This is a genomic window from Teredinibacter franksiae (genome assembly GCF_014218805.1).
Lineage (GTDB): Bacteria > Pseudomonadota > Gammaproteobacteria > Pseudomonadales > Cellvibrionaceae > Teredinibacter > Teredinibacter franksiae.
On record NZ_JACJUV010000001.1, the window covers coordinates 1,881,113 to 1,901,394 of the forward strand.

16 protein-coding genes and 3 pseudogenes are annotated in these 20,282 nt (G+C 46.6%); 3 read left to right on the forward strand and 16 right to left on the reverse strand.

From position 1 onward, the window contains the following. Window positions 1–13 precede the first annotated feature (13 nt). From H5336_RS07750 to H5336_RS07770, 5 genes are read right to left on the reverse strand one after another with little or no spacing between them, the layout of a single operon-like run. Entirely contained in the window at window positions 14–715 is a 702-nt protein-coding gene (locus tag H5336_RS07750; RefSeq protein ID WP_185233011.1) for a flagellar hook-basal body complex protein, read from the reverse strand. 1 nt (window position 716) lies between these two features. Beyond that, window positions 717–2,786 (reverse strand): flagellar biosynthesis protein FlhA, encoded by a 2,070-nt coding sequence (locus tag H5336_RS07755; RefSeq protein WP_185233013.1) that lies wholly within the window; start codon window positions 2,784–2,786, stop codon window positions 717–719. Next, window positions 2,783–3,856, reverse strand: a complete 1,074-nt coding sequence (locus tag H5336_RS07760) for an EscU/YscU/HrcU family type III secretion system export apparatus switch protein (RefSeq protein WP_185233015.1) — start codon at window positions 3,854–3,856, stop codon at window positions 2,783–2,785. The genes H5336_RS07755 and H5336_RS07760 overlap by 4 nt, the downstream gene beginning before the upstream one ends. 5 nt (window positions 3,857–3,861) lie before the next feature. Then, entirely contained in the window at window positions 3,862–4,584 is a 723-nt protein-coding gene (locus H5336_RS07765) for a flagellar biosynthetic protein FliR (RefSeq protein WP_185233017.1), read from the reverse strand. Beyond that, window positions 4,581–4,844: a flagellar biosynthetic protein FliQ gene (locus H5336_RS07770; protein ID WP_185233019.1), complete on the reverse strand. Its 264-nt coding sequence runs from the start codon at window positions 4,842–4,844 to the stop codon at window positions 4,581–4,583. The genes H5336_RS07765 and H5336_RS07770 overlap by 4 nt, the downstream gene beginning before the upstream one ends. 519 nt (window positions 4,845–5,363) lie before the next feature. Here H5336_RS07770 and H5336_RS07775 point away from each other — a divergent pair. Beyond that, a complete protein-coding gene (locus H5336_RS07775; RefSeq protein ID WP_185233021.1) occupies window positions 5,364–6,983 on the forward strand; it encodes a tetratricopeptide repeat-containing sulfotransferase family protein in 1,620 nt (539 codons plus the stop codon). Window positions 6,984–7,265: 282 nt separating this feature from the next. Then, a pseudogene (locus H5336_RS07780) lies at window positions 7,266–8,393 on the forward strand (IS3 family transposase); the annotation flags it as partial. Window positions 8,394–8,579: 186 nt separating this feature from the next. On the opposite strand, the gene H5336_RS07785 reads toward H5336_RS07780, so the two are convergent. The 10 genes and pseudogenes from H5336_RS07785 to H5336_RS07825 form a co-directional block, all read right to left on the reverse strand. After that, the gene (locus H5336_RS07785) at window positions 8,580–10,145 is read right to left on the reverse strand and encodes a fused MFS/spermidine synthase (RefSeq protein ID WP_185233023.1); all 1,566 of its coding nucleotides are present in this window, start codon (window positions 10,143–10,145) and stop codon (window positions 8,580–8,582) included. 99 nt (window positions 10,146–10,244) lie between these two features. Continuing rightward, on the reverse strand, window positions 10,245–10,838 hold the full coding sequence (locus H5336_RS07790) for a cellulose binding domain-containing protein (protein WP_313556581.1): 594 nt from the start codon (window positions 10,836–10,838) through the stop codon (window positions 10,245–10,247). 267 nt (window positions 10,839–11,105) lie between these two features. Then, window positions 11,106–11,420 (reverse strand): annotated as a pseudogene (locus H5336_RS23760) (cellulose-binding domain-containing protein); the annotation flags it as partial. 72 nt (window positions 11,421–11,492) lie between these two features. Beyond that, window positions 11,493–12,110, reverse strand: a pseudogene (locus H5336_RS23765) (lytic polysaccharide monooxygenase); the annotation flags it as partial. Window positions 12,111–12,680: 570 nt separating this feature from the next. Then, entirely contained in the window at window positions 12,681–14,006 is a 1,326-nt protein-coding gene (rimO, locus tag H5336_RS07800; protein WP_185233028.1) for a 30S ribosomal protein S12 methylthiotransferase RimO, read from the reverse strand. A gap of 99 nt (window positions 14,007–14,105) precedes the next feature. Then, the gene (locus H5336_RS07805) at window positions 14,106–14,642 is read right to left on the reverse strand and encodes a GNAT family N-acetyltransferase (protein WP_185233030.1); all 537 of its coding nucleotides are present in this window, start codon (window positions 14,640–14,642) and stop codon (window positions 14,106–14,108) included. A gap of 23 nt (window positions 14,643–14,665) precedes the next feature. Further along, window positions 14,666–15,667: a lipoyl synthase gene (gene lipA, locus H5336_RS07810; RefSeq protein ID WP_185233032.1), complete on the reverse strand. Its 1,002-nt coding sequence runs from the start codon at window positions 15,665–15,667 to the stop codon at window positions 14,666–14,668. A gap of 42 nt (window positions 15,668–15,709) precedes the next feature. Then, window positions 15,710–16,345, reverse strand: a complete 636-nt coding sequence (gene lipB, locus H5336_RS07815) for a lipoyl(octanoyl) transferase LipB (RefSeq protein ID WP_185233034.1) — start codon at window positions 16,343–16,345, stop codon at window positions 15,710–15,712. A gap of 20 nt (window positions 16,346–16,365) precedes the next feature. Next, window positions 16,366–16,659, reverse strand: a complete 294-nt coding sequence (locus H5336_RS07820; RefSeq protein WP_185233036.1) for a YbeD family protein — start codon at window positions 16,657–16,659, stop codon at window positions 16,366–16,368. A 4-nt stretch (window positions 16,660–16,663) separates the two neighbouring features. Next, entirely contained in the window at window positions 16,664–17,851 is a 1,188-nt protein-coding gene (locus tag H5336_RS07825; protein ID WP_185233038.1) for a D-alanyl-D-alanine carboxypeptidase family protein, read from the reverse strand. A gap of 430 nt (window positions 17,852–18,281) precedes the next feature. Here H5336_RS07825 and H5336_RS07830 point away from each other — a divergent pair, with 430 nt between their 5' ends. Beyond that, window positions 18,282–19,370 carry a GGDEF domain-containing protein gene (locus H5336_RS07830; protein ID WP_185233048.1) on the forward strand — a complete coding sequence of 363 codons (1,089 nt, stop codon included), beginning with the start codon at window positions 18,282–18,284 and terminating at the stop codon, window positions 19,368–19,370. 14 nt (window positions 19,371–19,384) lie between these two features. Here the strand turns inward: H5336_RS07830 and H5336_RS07835 are convergent, their stop codons facing one another. Then, window positions 19,385–20,281 (reverse strand): septal ring lytic transglycosylase RlpA family protein, encoded by an 897-nt coding sequence (locus tag H5336_RS07835; RefSeq protein ID WP_246439053.1) that lies wholly within the window; start codon window positions 20,279–20,281, stop codon window positions 19,385–19,387. Window position 20,282 lies beyond the last annotated feature (1 nt).

Consider the following 20,282-nt stretch of genomic DNA (forward strand, 5'->3'; position numbering starts at 1 on the left):
TGAGTTACTTGCGCTACTTACCAATCTCACTAACGCCCGTTTTTAGTAAATCATCGTAATATGAAATTGACCGCTGCATGGTTTCAATATGCCGGCTAATCTCAATTAACTTAACCATTTCTTCAGCAGTATCAGTATTCGATGTTTCAAGTGCCCCTTGAATAACGTTTAGCTCTGTTACTTCTACAGGATCACCCTCTATCCGGTAAAGAGCATTTCCTGCAGCGTGAAGTTCAGCACCACTTCCGGGCTTAAACACCCCTAGAGAAGCGACAGCCTTACCGTTTACTTCGATCTCTCCGGTACGCTGCACCAGCAACCCTTCATGCCCCACAGAAATTCGTGCCAGTCCTCGGTCTAGCACGAAATGATCCTGCTCGTTTACAAGGTATCCGCTTTCGTCAACTTTAAAATTTCCATTGCGGGTAAATCGAATCCCCTCACCTGTTTCCAAGGTGAACCACCCCTCGCCTCCCAATGCCAAATCTCCGTCCACTCGCGTGATACTGATAGAGCCAATTTCAGATTTATACCGCACTTTTGATTGAATAGAGTCAAACGAGGACGCACTGTTACCATCCCCTAAGTACGCAAGAAAGGGGGTTGCAGCTCGGTAGCCACCAGTATTTACATTTGCATTATTCTGTGCCACAACATTCACAGCTTGCACATCGGCGCTAATTATACGGCCCAAACTTTCTATAAATTGCCCCATATTAAGCCGCCCTCACATTTATACTTATTACACCACTCGAGCTAACATTCGAATGGCTTGAGACCTCATTAACGGACAACACTTTCACGTGCGGGACAGCCCTACATAGCAAGCCTCGTAGCGCTCGACGGACCCCCCCGGCCACCAATAAAACCGGCGTTTTATTGTCTTTAAGCATAACTTCGCTCGCTCTGGCTATTTTGGTAAACAATTGATCCATTTCTGAAGGGTGTAATTTAATTGCATTTTCCGCCCCCACAGAGCCAAGCATTCGAGCCTCCAATTCTGCAGATAGAGTTAAAACATTCAACTGCCCTTCCCCGTCAGCCAAGCTAGAACATATCGTCAAACCTAGCCTTTCTCTCACCATTTCTACCAGCTGGTCCGCGCCTTTAATCGTTCTCCCCGCATCAACAAGCACCTCCAGTACAATATCAATATTCTTGATAGAAACGCCCTCATCAACGAGCCCCTTTAAAACCATTTGAATGTCGGAATATGTCAAAATTGAGGGTATAAGCTCATCTATCAGAGAACCTAACTGATCTCGCCGAAGCTCAACCAATCGCTCAGCTTCGGAACGCGAGATAAAATTCGCAGCGTTCTTTTTCGAAATTTCCTGCATATGCGTGAGAAGTACAGTATCTGGCTCAACCAGGGTATAACCTGCAGCATGAGCTTGGCCGCGATGATCGCTCTCAATCCATATTGCATCCAATCCATAGGTCGGCTCCTTCGTGCGAATACCTTCTAATCGCACCTTCACACCACCCGGATTAATCGCCAATAATTTGCTAGGCTCAATCAAGCCTTCACCGACCACTACTCCAGATATCTTTATGCGATATTCATTTCCCTTAAAGTCTTTTTCTGATTTATAGGCAATGCTTGGCAAGAGCACCCCTAACTGATCAGCCAACTGTTTTCTAAGATAACCAACTCTTGTTTTAAAATCGCTCGCGACTGAAAAATATGCGACAGATAAATCGGTACCAACTATCAATTCAAAAGGTCGAATTTTTAGTATTTCCTCCAAACTGGCATCATCCTTCTCTGCAACATCCGCATCCTTTTGGGGTTCGCCTTCAGCGCCATCCGCCCTCTGCTTTGCTGAAAATCGGTACGCCACCCACGCAAGTAAGCACATTCCAAACAACACTATCGCAACGGGAAGAAGCGGGATTCCGGGGAGAAACATAATTACTAGCAATGCCACTGCCACTATAACCAGTGTTTTGGGGTGTGACAAAAACTGGTTTGCAATTTCCTTAGCTAGACGCCCGTCTGCTGCGGCTCGTGTAATAATTATCCCCGTCGCGACCGCAATAATAAGGGATGGTATTTGCGTTACTATACCATCCCCAACCGTCAACAACGTGTAGCGATGCAACGCATCCCCCCAGCTCATGTTGTGCTGAGCCAAGCCTATCGATAGACCACCAACTATATCGATAATTACAATTATAATTCCGGCAACCGCATCGCCTTTAACAAACTTTGAAGCTCCATCCATAGCTCCATAGAAACTCGCCTCACGCTCCAGCTCAGATCTGCGTAGCTTGGCTTCGTCCTGGTCGATAATACCCATATTCAAATCGGCATCAACACTCATTTGCTTGCCAGGCAAAGAATCAAGAGTGAATCGGGCAGCTACTTCGGCCACTCGCTGTGCACCATTTGTTACAACAACATATTGCACAACAATTAATATTAGAAATACAACCAGGCCAATAACGTAATTACCACCAACTACATGCTCTCCAACAGCGCCGATAACTTTTCCAGCGTCGGCATCCGCAAGAATTAGTCGAGTCGCAGCAATATTAAGTGATAAGCGAAACAATGTAGCTATTAGCAGCAACGAAGGAAATGTCGAAAAAGCTATTGGCTTATCTGTATAGAATGTCACCAACAGAATTAGCAGCGCAGTTGAAAAGTTTGTTACCAGTAAAAAATCCAACAGGCCCGCGGGTATAGGAACAAATAAAATGAGTAATATTGCGACTACACACAGCACAAGTAACATATCACTCGCGCCCGGCTTATCACTTATTTGCCCAATACTACTCATGACACCAACACCTTATTATTCGGCAAAGAAACTATCCAACGATACACTGCGACCACGTCTTTTCTATGAACCTCATTAATTGGAGCACCAATACTGACATCCTTCACCAGTGATCTCGCCAACCTGGGTCGCCGCAACACAGGCACATTTTCCTTTCTAGCCCTCGCTATAATCACCCGCGCCAGCAAACCGCCACCTTTTGACAGCACTACAGGCAGAATCATTTTTTCCGGACGAAACTGCAACGCCACCGCAAAATGTGTGGGGTTTACTATTACCACGTCTGCATCATTGACGCTGCGCGTACTAGCTAGCTTCGCCAGCAGCTCTGACTGATTTTTCTTTCTGCGCGACTTCACCTCTGGGTCGCCATCACGCCGCTTATATTCATCTTTAACATCTCTTGTGCTCATTTTCATTTGACGAGAATAGTCTTTTCTCGTGTGCCATAAATCAAATACTGCGAAGACAAAAATTATCGAAAAAAGAAAACCGGCGAAAAACTGAGCGCTACGATACCAAGAAGCAAGCACAGCGAACATTGTACTTTTATCAATGTACAACTCACTCATTACCTCCTTACTAAGCACGAAGCAAATCCCAAGAATAAAAAAAGAAAACTTAAATATTGTTTTAAAAAATTCCACCAACGTTTTTCTGGAGAATATTCGTTTAAATCCACTCACAGGGTTTAACTTTGACAACTGAGGTTTGATTGGCTCAAATGACAATACGGGAGGAGCGTGCAGATAGTAAGCCACCACTCCTGCAAGAAGAGCGCTAATGGACACGGTTAAGTAAAGAGAAATATATGGGGAGCTTAGATAGCCCATCAACTCATGGGTACTATGGAAATCCGTCGCCGTGCTACCAGCATGTAACAGCCAGTAAGCAATCGCATCGCATACACTTTCAGCTGTTGCTGGCACAATTGCAAACAGCGTAACTAAAGCCACGCCCAAGCTAGCCGCACCAGTAAACTCGACGCTTTTTGATACCTGCCCTTTTCTTCGAGCCTCTTCCAGCTTAAAGGGCGTTGCCTCTTCTGACTTATTCTGTTCGTCCGCCATGCAAATTATTTAAACATCAAACCTAACTGCTCAATAGTTTGAACAAGGTACTGATGCACCTCCTCGAATCCGTTCCGTGAAAACCATGCCAGCAACAGAAGACCAATTCCAACTTTGGCCGGCAATCCCAAAAAATAGACTTGCACTTGCGGCATAGACCGAGAGATCAACGCCAGCGTGAAATCGATAAGCCACATGGACATTAAAATAGGGCCGATCAATATAAAGGCTGCCGCGTATTGATTTCCAATCACCAACAGCCAACTATCGTGCCATTCATATGCCCCTCCAGGCGGAACAACTACAAACAGCTTACCTAACGCAAATATCAGTTCGTAATGCACACCGGCCCAAACAAAAACCATCATTACAAAAAGGGAAAGAGTTTCACCAACAAGCGCCGACATCTGATTTTGCGCAGGGTCAAACACAGCTCCAACAGCCGTGCCCATTTGCGTATCTAACACCGCCCCCAAGCTATGCACCGCCGCAAAAGCACTATGAAAGGCAAATGCTATGGACGCTCCCAGAACAAACTCTCCGGCAAGAACAAGCAGCGAAAGCTCCACACCCAAGTGCAGCTGCCCATTTGAGAACAAAAGAGATAGCATTACGCACAGAGACAACCTCGCCAATAGAGGCACTCTTTTAAACGGCCCTACCGGTAAAACTACAAAAATAGGCAGCAGCCGAAAAAAAATAGCTACAACTAAAGAAGCCGCACTCACATTAAAGCCGCTATATGAAACGCCTTTTCAGCAAACTTAACCGCTATTGTTAACATCCAGCCCCCCAAAAGAAAAATAACCACCACGGCCAGTACAATTTTTGGCACAAAGGTTAGAGTCATCTCCTGAATCTGGGTAACTACCTGAACAACGCTTATTAATAAGCCCACCACAAGGCTTGTTATAAGTAAAGGCGAAGCTATATAAGCTGCATTGAGCAGCATTTCATCTATTAAATATATTGCCGTCGACTGATCCAATGCAACGGTTCCCTACTTCTGTATTAAACCCAAAACCATCATAGTAACTACAATTTATTAGCGCTAAATAATGATCAACGTTTTTTTATATATGGCGATTGTGCCATTGATTTTGGCATTAAAAAACACATTTTTTAATTTTTTACCCGCAAACCAAACAGCTGGTATTTTCGTATGGCATAAGCTGAACAATTAGCCACCACACCCAACTATTGGTACTAGATCGCAAGCGTCCAAAACCACAAATTCGTAGTAAGTACCTTTAATTCCAATACTACAGGGAGCCAGTAGAAGTAATGCTAAGCCTGCCTACATCAAAAAGCATTCAATCACTTCAGATAGAATTGATCATGAAAAGGTTTGAGCGTATAAGCTCCCCCGAAATAAGATACAGGTGAAGACACAGCGCCACACTCCGAGAAAGGATGAAACTCAGACATCGCTCTGATCATTCGATTTTGAAGTGTTCATATGCTAAATTTGCAGGCGAATAGAACCTTTGAGCGACCGGAACATTTTATGACCAAAACGGAATTGCACGGCCCACAGGCACCACTACACGAACAATTAAAGGGCATTCGTAAAAACCTCCAGATTGGCGATCACTTGTCCGCACTTACGGCTTGCCGCAGACTATTACCGCAGCATCCAAATAACGAATCTCTTCTAGCTTTATTATTACGAGGCTTTCAACTAAAAGGTGATAGTGAATCAGAGCTTTCATTTCTAGCTAATTACGCTAAGCAACACGATCTAAACTCCGTACTATATTTAAGATACGTTTCGCTGCTCAATAAAACTTGTCGCGTACAGCAAGCATTAGACGCACTCGACAATTACCCCCACAAGAATCATCCTGCCTATAAAAACATACTCATAGAAGTTTTGCAGAGGGCTGGTCAACATAACGAAGCCCTTAATATACTACAAAAATCCTTAGCGGCTGAACCAAACAATTGGCAATTTCATTTTCGTTCAGGTGTACTCCAGCACTCCCTTGGCCTAAGAGAAGAATCAATTGAGTCGCTCAAAACTGCATACAAATTGAACCCAGACTCAGGCGCAGTATACTGGCACTTAGCAAATATAAAATCGTACACCCTAACAGAGAGCGAGCGACGATCTGCAAAAATAGTGTCTTTGTCAAAAAAAGATGAAGCAGTTGAAGCTATGCACGCTAATTATGCATTAGGAAAATATTACGAAGACAACAAAAAATATGCCGAATCTTTTACCCATTACTCAAACGCGAACCACCATCAACGCAAACTTCACCCATATGATAAAAGCATAAACACAAAGCTTTTGAATGACTTGCTTTTATCCGTCGACGCAAACTTCAAGCAAAAAAGAGAAGACTGGGGCTTTAAATCTACCGGCCCCATATTCGTTGTAGGTCTTCCACGCTCAGGCACAACACTGCTAGAACAAATACTATGCTCGCACTCGAAAATTAGTGCTATGGGCGAACTTTACAACATCATTCACTGTGCTCGAACCATTTCTATTTTTGACCATATAACACCGGGAATGCATTATGAAAACTACACCAACGCACTTCAGGAAATGAACAGAGAAAGCGCTCATCAGTGGGGAAAGCGTTATTTTGAAGACACTCAAATCCATCGCGGTAAGGCTAGGTTCTTTGTAGACAAAATGCCAAGTAATTTTTGGCATATTCCGCTCATCAAAACAATACTACCTGACGCGAAAATAATCGACATTCGTCGACACCCTTTATCGTCAGGGTTCAGCGTATTCAAACAATGCTTCCCTAAAGGGCACAATTATAGCAATGGACTAAAATCGACGGGCCGAAATTATAAACAGTACACTGCCATAATGAATCATTATAACAGGGTATACCCCAACTCGATTCACACCATCAAATATGAAAGCCTTGTACGTAATACGGAGCATGAAATTCGGAACCTCTTCACCTACCTAGAATTAGAATTTGAAAATAACTGCCTACATTTCCACAAAACAAGAAGGGCAATCCGAACACCCAGTTCTGAACAGGTACGCCAGCCTATTTTTGAAAAAGGTATCTTACAATGGAAAAATTACGAAGAACAGCTTACACCACTGCAAGAGATTCTAATGGAAATCATTCATGATTATGAAAAAGAGTTTTAATTAGGCAGTATTACCATTACTTGCCTAATACTATTGATATAAATACTCAAATAGTAACGTTTCTCGTACAACTATAGCGGACATTAAAGACTTCTCAGAATGTAGCTTTTTAATATGTGCCTCGAGGGAGTGAGCTTAAAAGCTTCGTCGTACGGATATAACACTCTCTTCTTTTAACGAACACAAAACTCACTTTAGCACTATACGTATATTCCTGTAGTGGTCTAATAGCTCCGGACACATTAATAAGAGACAATATATGTCAATTGTTGAGGTGTCATTATGAGTCAAAAGCGAACGTACAAACAGTACCCTAAGGAGTTTAAAGATGAGGCGGTTGCGCTTGTTCGAGAGCAGGGTTATACCGTTCCGGATGCGGCTAAATCGTTAGGGATAGCGGCCAACATGCTCTATAAGTGGAAGGAGAAAGTGGAGAGCGAACTGGAGGGTAAGGTTTTGGTCGAGGATGAACGATCTGAGCTTAAACGCCTGCGCAAAGAAGTCAAAGAGCTGCGCATGGAGAAAGAAATTTTAAAAAAGGCCAGTGCCTTCTTCGCGAAAGAAATGAAGTAAAGTACGATTTTATTCATCGCAAAGAGCCCCTATATCCTGTAGTTGTCTTGTGCCGTGCAATGCAGGTCAGCACATCAGCCTACTACGATTGGTTAAAAACGCCAGGCAAGCTGATTACTGAAACCACTCTGCGCTTATACCGCAGGATGAAGCACTTATTTCAGCAGAGCCGAAACAGCTTGGGGAGCCGGGAAATGATGAAAAATTTACACGAAGAAGGCTTTGATATTGGGCGCTATCGGGTTCGCATGCTGATGAAAAAGCTTGGATTAACCGTCACTCAGCGAGTGGCTTACAAAGTGACCACCAATCGGACAACACAGCGATACGGTTGCGGATAACCTTCTCAATCAAAACTTTAATCCTATTAGCCCAAACCTAGTCTGGGCGGGTGATGTCACCTATTTGAAAACAGGTGAAGGTTGGATGTACTTAGCCATTGTGATGGATCTGTATTCCCGTCGAATCGTCGGTTGGCATATTGATAAACGTATGACCACCGATTTAGTGAGCAAAGCCTTAATCAACGCTTACAACTTAAGGCTACCAGCACCGGGACTGGTCTTTCACAGCGATCGAGGTTCACAGTACACGAGCAAGCAGTTTCGTAAGCTGCAGGCTAGCTATCGAATACGCGCTAGCATGGGAGATGTTGGGGCTTGCTGGGATAATGCCGTGGTGGAACGTTTTTTTGGAAGCCTAAAGTACGATTGGGTATTCAAAATTGCACAACCGACCCGCGACCACATGAAAACGGATGTTGCCGCTTACATGAAATATTACAACCTTCACCGATTACATACGGCAAATGGTGATGTAGCTCCAGCGACGTATGAAGCTAAAAGCAAAGCAGCGGAAAATGGGAGGCGGTTCTGCTCCGGCGGAGCAGGTTCGGCTGCTATTTTCAGGGGCCAACAAGCGAAGCGCGTTAGTAGGTGAATTCTAAAATTATTGTGTCCGGTTTTAGTTGACCAGAACACCAAGTCTATTGGGTAAAATCCGTTTACTTACCTTCGGAATACCCTACCGGAACAATATCGCCGCCCCAACCCGGTCTATCAACATATTGCGGTAATACTCTGCCTTGGCAATCTGCAGAAATTCTAGCGGATTATAGTCGTCGGTTATGGGCCTTGCGCCCGCTGAAGAGATGTTAGTTTCCAGTTCGGCCAACCACCCCACCGTTGCTTCGGCATTGGGTAGGCGGGTGGGATCTAGCTCGGTATCCGATACCATAAAGACATAGTCAGAAAATTCTGCGTGGGGTGATACCAAATAGCTTTTACGATGGGTGAATACGGAATCGAGTGTAGCGGCAATGGTTTGTACGGGTTTTAACTGGTCTTTATCGGTAAAGCCCACAAAGTTTATGGCTAACACGCCGCCGGGTTTTAACTTGGTTTTTAATTCACGCATCATTTCCTGGCTGAGCAGGTGAAAGGGTTCGGAGCCACCGGTAAAGCAGTCGTGAATAATGAGGTCGTAGGTATCGTTAAGCTGTTGCACTTGGTAGCGCGCATCACCGACAATCACTTTACCCGTAGGCTTTAAATTGAAGTAAGCTTCAGCGGCATAAGCAACGGCCGGGTCGATTTCGATTGCATCGGTTTTAATGCCGTATTTTCCCAAGTCGGCCACTAAATGGCCCGCGCCCAAACCAATAAGCAGGGCGTTCTGTGAACCCGGCTTAAACCATGGCAGCATACGCACCACACTTTGATAACCCAGCAAACCTTTGCCGCTAGGTAGATGTTCGGCACCGATGGTGGACGCATCGGACATTAACCAACGAGTTTTTTTTTCCTGGTGATCAACTACACGCACCCAGCCGTAATGGGTTTCTTGTTCAAAAACCACGTTGTACCCTTCCGTAGTGCGGCTGTCGGCATTGAATTGCCACAGCAGTGCGATGCACAAGCAAGACGCGGCTCCAAGCCATGGGACAAGGCGAACGGGGACATCTAGGCGATTTTTTTCGTAGAACGCTAATGCTAGGGACAAACACAAAAGCACCACCGCCACTGATAATAAAATTGCGTAGGTGCCAAATATAGGTAATAGAAAAAACCCTAGCAACAATGTACCCACAACGCTACCCACCGTACTTATGGCATACACATTACCCGCCGTAGAACCGACACTTTCTAAACGCTCGGTGGCCATGCGTATAACAAAAGGGCCGGCCATACCTAAAAAGATCAACGGTGGCGTAAACAGAACAAAGGCACTGGCCAGTGCGCCAGCGCGCAAGCCCCAGCCATTAAACATTAATTGTACCGGCTCACTGATGAGGGGAATAATAGCCACCAGCACTGCACTTGCAAATACCGCGTGAGGTAAACGCAACCACACGCCTTTATCGGCACAACGCCCACCAATAGAGTAACCAATAGACAACGCCAGCAACGAAACCGATAACAGTGAAGACCACACCACTAGGCTAACGCCATAGAATGGGCCGATGATGCGTGTACCTAGCAGTTCCACCATCATTACCGCCGCTCCGGTAATGGTAACGGTGCCATAAAAAACCAGTTTGTCTAATGCGTGGTGTTTGCCATCGTGCGTTTTATTATTTTTGTTTTTCATACAACCACCTGAATAAAAAAAGAATTATTGTGTTGTTATGTACTGCATTAAGGCGCCTATTGTTTTGCACGGCTAGGTTTAGCCAGCTAACACCCTAGGCTAGATACAAATGCTGCCCGATACACGCACCCTTAGCGGTGCTGTGTCGCCGCCCTTCAGGCCAGTAAAACTAAAGGTTACCGTTTTACCCGGCTCTATGTCGGCGTTCCAGGAAAGGTATTCGCCGGTATAAGGGTTATTACCCGCGAGGGCTACATCGGTTGCCTCAAGAATGGTGGAGTCGTCTTCGTATTCCCAGTTTACCGACCAACCTGAAACGGTTTGGCTGCCTTTATTAATAAGGCGAATCTGCCCGGTAAATTCATATAGCGTTTCACCAGAAACAATATGTTCGCAGAGCACAAATTCTTTAGGTGTGTCAGCCTCTTCCTCATCCGGCTCTTCAAAAGGCTCTGCGGTTGGACTATTTTTTTGGGGTAGAGGAGTAGGCTGAGCAGCGACCTGCGGTCGCGGTGTTGCCTTAGGAGCCTTCGACACCTCATATTGAGGCAGAGCTTCCTGCGACACTTGCGCCTGAGTGGTGCTCGGTAAAAGAGGGCTATTCTGAAGTGATATAAAGATTTTTACTGCCATTAGAGACAGCACAGCCAACATCAGTACAACCAATGCATTTTTCTTGATTTTATTTTGCACGTTAATTCAAAAATTTTAGAATTCCAAACGGATCTAACTTATGGGATAGTCGGATTTAGGCTTACCAAACACCAACACCCTTTGGAATTTAATGTGAACCTATTAACCCAGCGATAATAATGGCGGGGCTAATAGGTGGGCATGAGTAAATTCACCCTTGGGGTATTCCATCACTTGCTCGCTATAATCAAACAGAAACAAAATCCCGCCAGATATAATAGAGTAACAAGGAATGAAACACCGCCTACTTTATATGCCGGGTTAACCGCCACAGTTTCCTACAACGCTCCACGAACTATCACTACCGGGAGTAGTGGAGGTGTACCAATTGGCTTGGTAAATAACGCCCTGATACGCCATTTGATCGCCACTGTTCGCGTGATTATAAGAACCACCTGACCAGTCTTTGGCTGTCCAATTAGGGTACTCATTAATATTGCCGCAGTCCCCATCAGAACTACTGCTAGACGAGCTAGAGCTACTTGAAGAACTCACACTACTGCTAGAAGAGCTTGAGCTACTTGAAGAGCTCACACTGCTGCTAGAAGAGCTTGAGCTGCTGCTAGAAGAGCTTGAGCTGCTGCCACCAAAAACAACATCCACACAACTAAAGAAACGCTCGTAAGTATGCTCATTACGTCCCCACTCCGCGAAAATCACATGGCGGCCAGCACGGTTAGGTACATTACAGCTCACTTTGACATGGCCTTGGCTTGTATCGGCCGTTACCTTGGAGTTACTGCCGAAATCACCCGGTGTAATCTGCTCGTCACAGAAGGGCTCACTTTCAAAGTCATTCCATGTTAACTCACGGTTTGGGTTAAAACTGAAGCCTGGCTTGGTTATGTAAAACACCAAATCTTCAGTATCACTGAAGTGAGGGCCATAGTTAATATCCCATTCAAACGTCTGGTTACCGGAACTCATTGGTGATGTCGGCCAGTCTGCGGCCATGTCATAGGGGGCTGGGTCGAAGGTTTCACCGTCGAAGCCACATACACGTGTGGTATTTTTCACCACTTTGCGACCCTCATGGTGAGCCACAACACTCATAAAGTTATACCAGTGGGAGTTTTGTCCGCCAGCCGCAGCATACGCGGCAAATGCATCATCACACTTATCACTTGATGGGTTGTCTGGGGTTACTTCCTTCCCACAGTGCTGCTGGCGTGAAGGCGGTTTTTCAATATAGCCATGACTGAAAGCCATGGTGGACAAACCCATTAGGGCTAAAGCTGCCAAGCTTTTAATAATTGTCTTCTTAACAAACATGATTTTCTCCAGAGAATTTAGAGTTATGTTATAGGTTCTTTAATTTCATCCATTAATTAGCATCGCCTCGCAGTAACACTCATTAACTGAGTAGAAACCGTAGCGAGCAAACAACTCCTGAACTCAACCGATTCAGCTTTATTATTTTAAGGTTCAACTGTAACAACAGACAGATGCGCGCTTCCTGTGATGGTACACAAAGGTGCTCACATCGACTTAGGTTGTGGAACCAAAGTTTGCTGGCTTGATGGCCTGTTTTGAGACCGCGTTTATTTAGGTATTCCTGTTCTATTTATTATGATTGTTTAGAACGGATACAATCCAGAGCATCTAGCATGCTGAGCCCTCCTAGTATTCTCCATAATCGCTCAACAAATCAACAGAAAAACAACTGTTTAAGATGAAATAGACGCCAATCACATCACGTTATCAACAAGAAGTACTGAGCCAATAGCTACTTTCTATTGGCTCTATAACCCCAACCTATGCAAAGTTTTTTAGGGAACATTTATTTTACTGGTGAACTATTAACGCTTGCCGGGTTAGATCTACTCCGAAAAGTGCACAGCGCTAGGTTTTTAGCTCCGCCCACAAGTCATACTCGTCGGCCGCGACAATTTTAGTTTTAACCATATCTCCAGGCTTGAGGTGGGCGGCATCTTCTACAATGACTACGCCATCAATTTCCGGTGCATCGGCATAACTGCGACCCACTGCGTTGGGGCCTTCGGTTGAGTCGATTAAAACATCAAATTCACGGCCAATTTTATTGTGTAAGCGCGCCGTCGAAATTTTTTGTTGGGTTGCCATAAAACGGTCCCAACGCTCCTGTTTTAATTCGTCGGGAATGTGGTTGGGCAGCGCATTTGCAGCGGCGCCGTCAACAGGTGAATACTGGAAACAACCCACGCGGTCTAATTGCGCCTCTTCAAGCCACTGCAGTAAAAAGTCAAAATCGGCTTCGGTTTCTCCGGGGAAGCCCACAATAAAAGTGGAACGAATGGCCAAGTCTGGACATTGCACCCGCCAGTTTTTAATGCGGTCCAGTGTTTTTTCTTGGTGGGCCGGGCGCTTCATCGCTTTTAGCAAGCGAGGGCTTGCATGCTGAAAAGGAATGTCGAGATAGGGCAGAATTTTGTTTTCCGCCATAAGCGGAATAACTTCGTCTACGTGTGGGTAGGGGTATACATAGTGTAAGCGTGTCCACACACCCAGCTCGGAAAGCGCCTGACACATTTCCAACATACGGGTTTTTACCGGCCTGCCTTGCCAAAAACCGGTGCGGTATTTTAAATCTACACCGTAGGCACTGGTATCCTGTGAAATAACCAATATTTCTTTTGTGCCCGCCTTTACCAAGCGCTCCGCTTCGTCCAACACATCACCTACCGGGCGGCTGACTAAGTTTCCACGCATGGAAGGAATAATGCAAAACGAGCAGCGGTGATTACAGCCTTCGGAAATTTTTAGATATGCATAGTGTCGCGGTGTAAGCTTTACACCCTGCGGCGGCACTAAATCGATAAGCGGGTTGTGGTTTTTTTCTTGGGGAACATACTGGTGCACCGCACCCATCACTTCTTCGTAAGCTGCCGGGCCGGTTACACTTAATACATCCGGAAAAGATTCTTTGATGACTTTGGCATCGTTACCCTTACCCATGCAGCCGGTCACAATAACTTTGCCATTTTCCTGCATGGCTTCGCTAATGGCTTCTAGCGATTCCTGTTTAGCTGAATCGATAAAGCCACAGGTGTTTACCACTACAAGGTCGGCATTTTCGTAGCTGTTTACTACTTCGTAACCATCTATTTTTAACTGGGTAAGAATACGCTCAGAATCAACAAGTGCCTTGGGGCAGCCCAGTGATACAAAGCCAACTTTAGACTGGCTCATAAATATTTCTCTACATTTATCGGGTGATGCCTAGGGATGGCAATATATATACTTCGAAAAATCTTTGTGCTGTTTTTCGAACTTGAATCTTTAGCGCGCTTATAGCCGCCGCTCTAAAACAGAGACTGCATTACCCTGTACTAAGCCTTTATGGCTAAAATCCCAATTGCGCTTACGGTAGAAGGCTTCTTTATCGCGGGTATAGAGCTTGAGGTGGCGAATATTATTTTCAGTGGCAAACAGGTGAATGAATTCGAGTAATTGTTGCCCCACCCCCTGATTGCGGTACTCTTCAAGCACGAACAAGTTAGTTACCCATTCAGTCGGATTTCGCTGTTTAGAAAACTGGTAGTAAACAATGCTAACCGAGCCAATAACTTTTTTAATGCCGTTTTCAGTCACCAACGCAACAAAAGTGCTTGGTACAGAGTTATCGTCAAAATGGGTGCGCAGGTTGTGTTCACGCTCGCGCACGTCTTCGCTAATATCGCGCTTAACCAGGGCCTGCGGCTTTCCAGCAATGCGGTAGCTGCGCAGCCATTCCTGATGGTGCCACTCGGCAACCAGGGCAACAAAACGCGGGAATTCTCGCAAGTTGCTAATTTCGGCTGTAATGCACGTCACAGAATCTTCCATAGAACCATCCACGGCGGTATCGACTACTTTACCACTTCGCCGTGGGCTTGCTTGTCGGCATGGTACGACGATCGCACCAACGGCCCACAGGCAGCGCGCACGAAACCAAGCTCTTTTGCTACTGCACTGTACTCGTCAAACTCCGCGGGCTCCACGTAGCGCTCAACCGGCAAATGGTCTTTTGAGGGCTGCAGATACTGGCCGATAGTGAGCATATCAATATTGTGCTCGCGCATATCTTTGAGCACCTCAAAAATTTCTTCCTTGGTTTCGCCAAGGCCAACCATTAAACCCGACTTAGTTAATACCTCTGGCTTGCGCGCTTTGTAATTTTTTAATAACTCTAATGACCATTTATAGTTCGCGCCAGGACGTGACTGACGGTACAAGCGAGGAACGGTTTCCAAATTGTGATTGAATACATCCGGTGGTGCTTGTTCGAGAATATCCAACGCAATATCCATACGACCACGAAAATCTGGTGTTAAAATCTCCACCTCCAAATTAGGCGAAAGCCTGCGTGATTCGCGAATACAATCAGCAAAATGCTGCGCCCCGCCATCACGTAAGTCATCGCGGTCTACCGAGGTAATAACCACATACTTTAACGTCATATTGGCAATGGCTTCCGCCAAGTGCTTGGGCTCGTTTGCATCCAGCGGATTAGGCTTGCCGTGGCCCACATCGCAGAAAGGGCAGCGGCGGGTACAGATGTCTCCCATAATCATAAAGGTTGCGGTACCGCCGCTGAAGCACTCGCCCAAATTGGGGCAATTGGCTTCTTCGCAAACAGTCGACAGTGAATTCTTTCGCAGTAATTGTTTAATGCGGGCTACTTCTGGGGAGCTGCTAACTTTTATGCGTATCCAGTCTGGCTTGCGCAACGGGGTATCGCTAGCAATTACTTTTACCGGAATGCGCTCTACCTTGTCGGCATCGCGCAACTTTTCACCCTGCTTAATTCGGCGAGTACGCTTTACCGGGGCAACGTCGCTGTTAGTGTCTGAACTGGTGGTATCGGTCATTCAATTATCTCTTGCGGTACTCTTTTAGACTCAATTTTAGAGTCAATTTTTTAACGGCTGCAGGTTGCGGATAAGCACCTGCATAAAAGGTTCGATAACCGTTTTCACACGCACATCATCTTCGACATAAGATTGTAGTTGCGTCATTTCCAACCCCTGATAACCACAGGGGTTGATTTTAAGAAACGGCTGTAAATCCATCTGAATGTTTATAGCTAAGCCGTGATAGCTACAACCCTTACGCACCCGCAAACCCAGGGAAGCAATTTTTTTGCCTTCCACATAGACACCGGGGGCATCGGCTTTGGCACCAGCCTCTATAGCATAGCCGCCTAAAAATTCGATGACGCTGTTTTCCAAACAGGTAACAAGGTCGCGCACCCCTAACTTTAAGCGCCTAAGGTTCAGCAGCGGATAAACGACTAACTGCCCCGGGCCGTGGTAGGTTACCTGCCCACCCCGGTCTGTAGCGACTACGGGAATGGGATCTGGATTAAGTAGATGCTCAGGCTTGCCTGCCTGCCCCTGGGTAAAAACCGGTAAGTGCTCTACCAGCCAAATTTCGTCGGCAGTCTCTTTAGTGCGAGTATCGGTATACGCACGCATGTTCTGCCATACACCCTCGTAGCTTTGCAGCCCGAGGTCACGAATAATAAAGTTGTGTGTGGGAGAAGACATCGAGAGGGCTACAACACAATTTAAAGAACCATTTTGGTTTCAGATAATTTTTTTAAATCGTCAAATATGGCCTGCAGCTGCTCAACGCCCGTCGCCGTAATAAACACCGTGACAGATTGAAATGAGCCCTTACTACTATCGCGCACCGTTACCTTAGCGGGATCGAAACCCGGTGCATGCACTTCCATAATATTAAGCACCGCCTCGCGATAGCTTGCGGTAGCAGTACCCATGGATTTAATAGGGTAATCCGGGCAGGGGAATTCAATTTTTGGTGGCTCTTGGTTAGAGCCACCATTGGGCGGATTATTCATTCTTCTACTCCTCGAACATGCGGAGTACGGCGTCCCATGCCCGATCCAACAAACCGGCTTCGGCAATATCGGTGGCCGCAACCAAATCAGTTTCAATTAACAGTTCGCCGTCTAGCGTTACCTGTAGTTTACCCATCACCTGGCCTTTGGCAACCGGCGCTTCAATGTCGGCTTCCATTTGAATTTCAGCTTTGACTTTATCTTGCGCACCGCGTGGGATAGTCGCCGGCAGGTCCTTCGCTATTGTCAGGGTTAACTGTTGTGGCTCACCACCCCATACTCTCGTTTGCCCCAGCACTTCACCCGCACTGTAGAGCTTATGTGTTTGATAGTAGCGAAAACCGTAGGCCAACAGCTTTTGCGACTCGACCGCACGCGAGCTTTCCGAACGCGTACCCATAACCACCGATACCAAGCGCATACCGTTGCGAACGGATGACGCAACCAAGCAGTAACCTGCTTCTTTTGTATGCCCGGTTTTAAGGCCGTCGACATACTTATTGGTAAATAATAGCTTGTTGCGGTTAGGCTGGTTTATGCCGTTATGTTTCAAATACCTTTCTGAATACAGCTTGTAGTGCTCGGGATGGTCATTGATCAGCGCGCGCGCCAATATAGACAGATCACGCGCGTTCGTTAAATGCCCTTCAGCAGGCCAGCCCGTTGCATTGCGAAAGTTCGAGCTGGTCATGCCCAATAACTGCGCCTGCTGGTTCATTACCTCGGCGAAGGCTTCCTCACTGCCAGCTATATGCTCAGCCAGCGCAATAGAAGCGTCGTTGCCCGACTGAATAATGACCCCACGAAGCATGTCGAGAACCGGAACTTCACTGCCTTCTTTTAAGAACATGGTAGAGCTACCACTGGCACTCCCTCCGCGACGCCAAGCATCCACGCTTACGCGCACCAAGTCGGTTTCTTTAAGGCGACCGGCATGAATTTCCTCGGAAACGATATAGCTGGTCATCATTTTTGTAAGGCTGGCGGGAGGCAATAGCTCATCGGCATTGCTTTCCACAATCACCTCGCCGGTGTCAGCATCGACCAACAGGTAAGCTTTTGCCGCCAACTGAGGTGGCGCAGGAATAATGACCTGAGCAGCCTGTACTTGGCCTCCCCAAACAAGCGAAAGAACGGCAAAAAAGCCCGATTTAAGCAAAAGCTTAGCGTCACGCGGTATGTGAAATCGCATCGTTTAGAATATAACCTATATGAAGTTAGAAATGATTTAGAGGGGGGTATCCCGGCAAAGTGCCGCGATTGTATCAGTTTTGAGAAAAAAACCCGAATACAGCGCGCATTTCGGGGCTTGAACGGCCGCGCCTAACATTGAGGCCAACCGCACATCGAAATTCCATACGGGTAAATCCACCCTCGACGCCGCTCCTCAGGCAGCCCCCATAAAGCCGCCCCGAGGACAAAAAGCCACCCAAGCTATGTATACATTATTAGGCTCGCACACCGCATATCGCCAAACTCAGCCATACAGGTGGCAAATCCTCCGGCAGCTCAACGAGCCATCTATACTCATAGATACTTCACTACCATTTTGCGGTACCCTAACGGAGCTGCCCGCATTGGAAGCGCGAAGTATTTAAAAGGACTCAATAAAGAAACGCAGTATGACCACAGCCAGTATTACCCAGACCAATCCGCTGCTAAGCAACCTTCAAAACCGCCTGCTAACGCAATCATTACTAGCCGTGCTGTTCATTGTGGTTGTGAGCTTTGTGCGTATTCTGAGCACAGGCTGGCTTCTCGTCGATGCCGTACATTTGCTCATTGGCATACTCGCCGCCGCCGCTTGGGCCTACCGAAATCACCTTACTAACACCCACCTAACCCTAGTACTTACCGGCTTAGTCATGGCCTATTGCGTTTCAACCATATTACAACTGGGGTTTGCCAGTGTTGCGCTGCCACTGTTCTTGGCAACAGCGGTGGTTATGTCCTTTGTGCTGGGCTATACCACTACGCTTACAATCTCCATCGCAACACTCGTTGTATTTGCACTTAGCGGTTTTATTTTCTATCAGTTTGTCCATTGGCCAGGGTCCTCCAGCGGTATTACATCACTATTAAGCTGGATCGCACTGGCGATCGCGTCCTTTGCTTTTATTCCAGTGATCAGCGGGTATTTAAAAAATCAGGAGCAACTCCACAGCGACCAGCTCGACAAAGCGCAAAAAGAAGGGCAATCATCACACCAAGGGCAATACGACCCTCTCACAAGCCTACCCGTGTTACAGGTCACCCTAGACCGCCTGCGCCATGAACTCGACCGCATTAAACGCAGCGACTGTATGGGTGCGGTGATGTTTTTAGATGTCGATAATTTTCGCGACATTAATGAGCGCCACGGCAATCAGGCCGGCGACCTCGTATTGCGCACACTCGCTTCACGCATTGCCAGTATTGTGAGGGCGGCCGACACGCTAAGCCGAATAGGCGGAGATGAATTTGTGGCCATTTTTGCCGACCAAAAGGACGAAAATCAAGTACGACTCATTGCCAGAAAGCTACTGGCCACGGTAAACAACCCCATCACCTTTAATAATACCAGTATTGACCTGCATGTCAGTATCGGCGTCGCGCTATTCCCCGACCACTCGGTGAACCCGCAGGAACTTTTAGCTCTCGCCGACAAATCTTCGGAGCTGGTTAAAGCCAGCGGTGGCAATAACTACCGCATTAGCTCCACCGAGCTTTAATCGCAATTGACCCTTTACTGATAAACAACATGCGCTTCGGGCAACTGATTGTCGGCCAGCTTATTGCGCAACAAAATCACATCCAAATTATCTTTTAACGGCCCAATACGCACACGAAACCAACGGGAAGTATCCGGTGCATAGATATTCACCGGGTACTGCGTAACACTTTGCAGGGTGTGCTGTAACGTTTCCGCCGATTCGCGCTTACTGAAAGCTCCCACCTGCAAATAAGTATTGGCGGGAATTTCGTAGCCGCCGGAGTGTTTAGGCTGCGGCGCTTTGGGCTGCCCCGCAACCGACGCTTGAAGTACGCTGGTATTAGTGGCGCTATCAACAGGCAGCGCAGTTTTATTGTATTTTACCGGGTCGATATACTCGACAATAACCGGTGCTGTACCTTGGTCTACAAACCCCAGCTTTTTCGCTGCTGTGTAGGTAAGGTCAATCACCCGGCCCTCATGAAAAGGGCCGCGATCGTTAATCCGCACAATGGCACTAGTACCGTTATTTTTATTGGTTACACGAACGTAGCTAGGAATCGGCAGGGATTTGTGTGCGGCGGTCATGCCGTACATGTTGTAAATTTCACCGTTTGAGGTTTTATGGCCGTGAAATTTTTTCCCGTACCACGATGCAAAACCTTCCGCCTTGTAGTTTTCCGGGGCACCAATGACGCGATAGGTTTTGCCGAGAACGGTGTAGGGGCTTTTGTTTCCCGCTATGGTGCGCGGTTCTACCCGTGGCACCGCATCAGGTATATGGTTAACACTTACCGATTGCGAGGGGCCAGTATCCTGCTTGATAGAATAGCGGCTAGGGCTTTGACAAGCGCTTAGCAATAGAACGCACAACAGGGCACCAAAACGAAACCCGAATATGTAAACTGAATCACTGTTACGAAAAGCCAAT

Coding starts and splice junctions, on each gene's coding strand:
- H5336_RS07750 (WP_185233011.1), bottom strand. CDS start 715: ATGGGGCAATTTATAGAAAGTTTGGGCCGTATAATTAGCGCCGATGTG.
- H5336_RS07755 (WP_185233013.1), bottom strand. CDS start 2,786: ATGAGTAGTATTGGGCAAATAAGTGATAAGCCGGGCGCGAGTGATATG.
- H5336_RS07760 (WP_185233015.1), bottom strand. CDS start 3,856: ATGGCGGACGAACAGAATAAGTCAGAAGAGGCAACGCCCTTTAAGCTG.
- H5336_RS07775 (WP_185233021.1), top strand. CDS start 5,364: ATGACCAAAACGGAATTGCACGGCCCACAGGCACCACTACACGAACAA.
- H5336_RS07785 (WP_185233023.1), bottom strand. CDS start 10,145: ATGAAAAACAAAAATAATAAAACGCACGATGGCAAACACCACGCATTA.
- rimO (WP_185233028.1), bottom strand. CDS start 14,006: ATGAGCCAGTCTAAAGTTGGCTTTGTATCACTGGGCTGCCCCAAGGCA.
- H5336_RS07805 (WP_185233030.1), bottom strand. CDS start 14,642: ATGGAAGATTCTGTGACGTGCATTACAGCCGAAATTAGCAACTTGCGA.
- lipA (WP_185233032.1), bottom strand. CDS start 15,667: ATGACCGATACCACCAGTTCAGACACTAACAGCGACGTTGCCCCGGTA.
- lipB (WP_185233034.1), bottom strand. CDS start 16,345: ATGTCTTCTCCCACACACAACTTTATTATTCGTGACCTCGGGCTGCAA.
- H5336_RS07820 (WP_185233036.1), bottom strand. CDS start 16,659: ATGAATAATCCGCCCAATGGTGGCTCTAACCAAGAGCCACCAAAAATT.
- H5336_RS07825 (WP_185233038.1), bottom strand. CDS start 17,851: ATGCGATTTCACATACCGCGTGACGCTAAGCTTTTGCTTAAATCGGGC.
- H5336_RS07830 (WP_185233048.1), top strand. CDS start 18,282: ATGACCACAGCCAGTATTACCCAGACCAATCCGCTGCTAAGCAACCTT.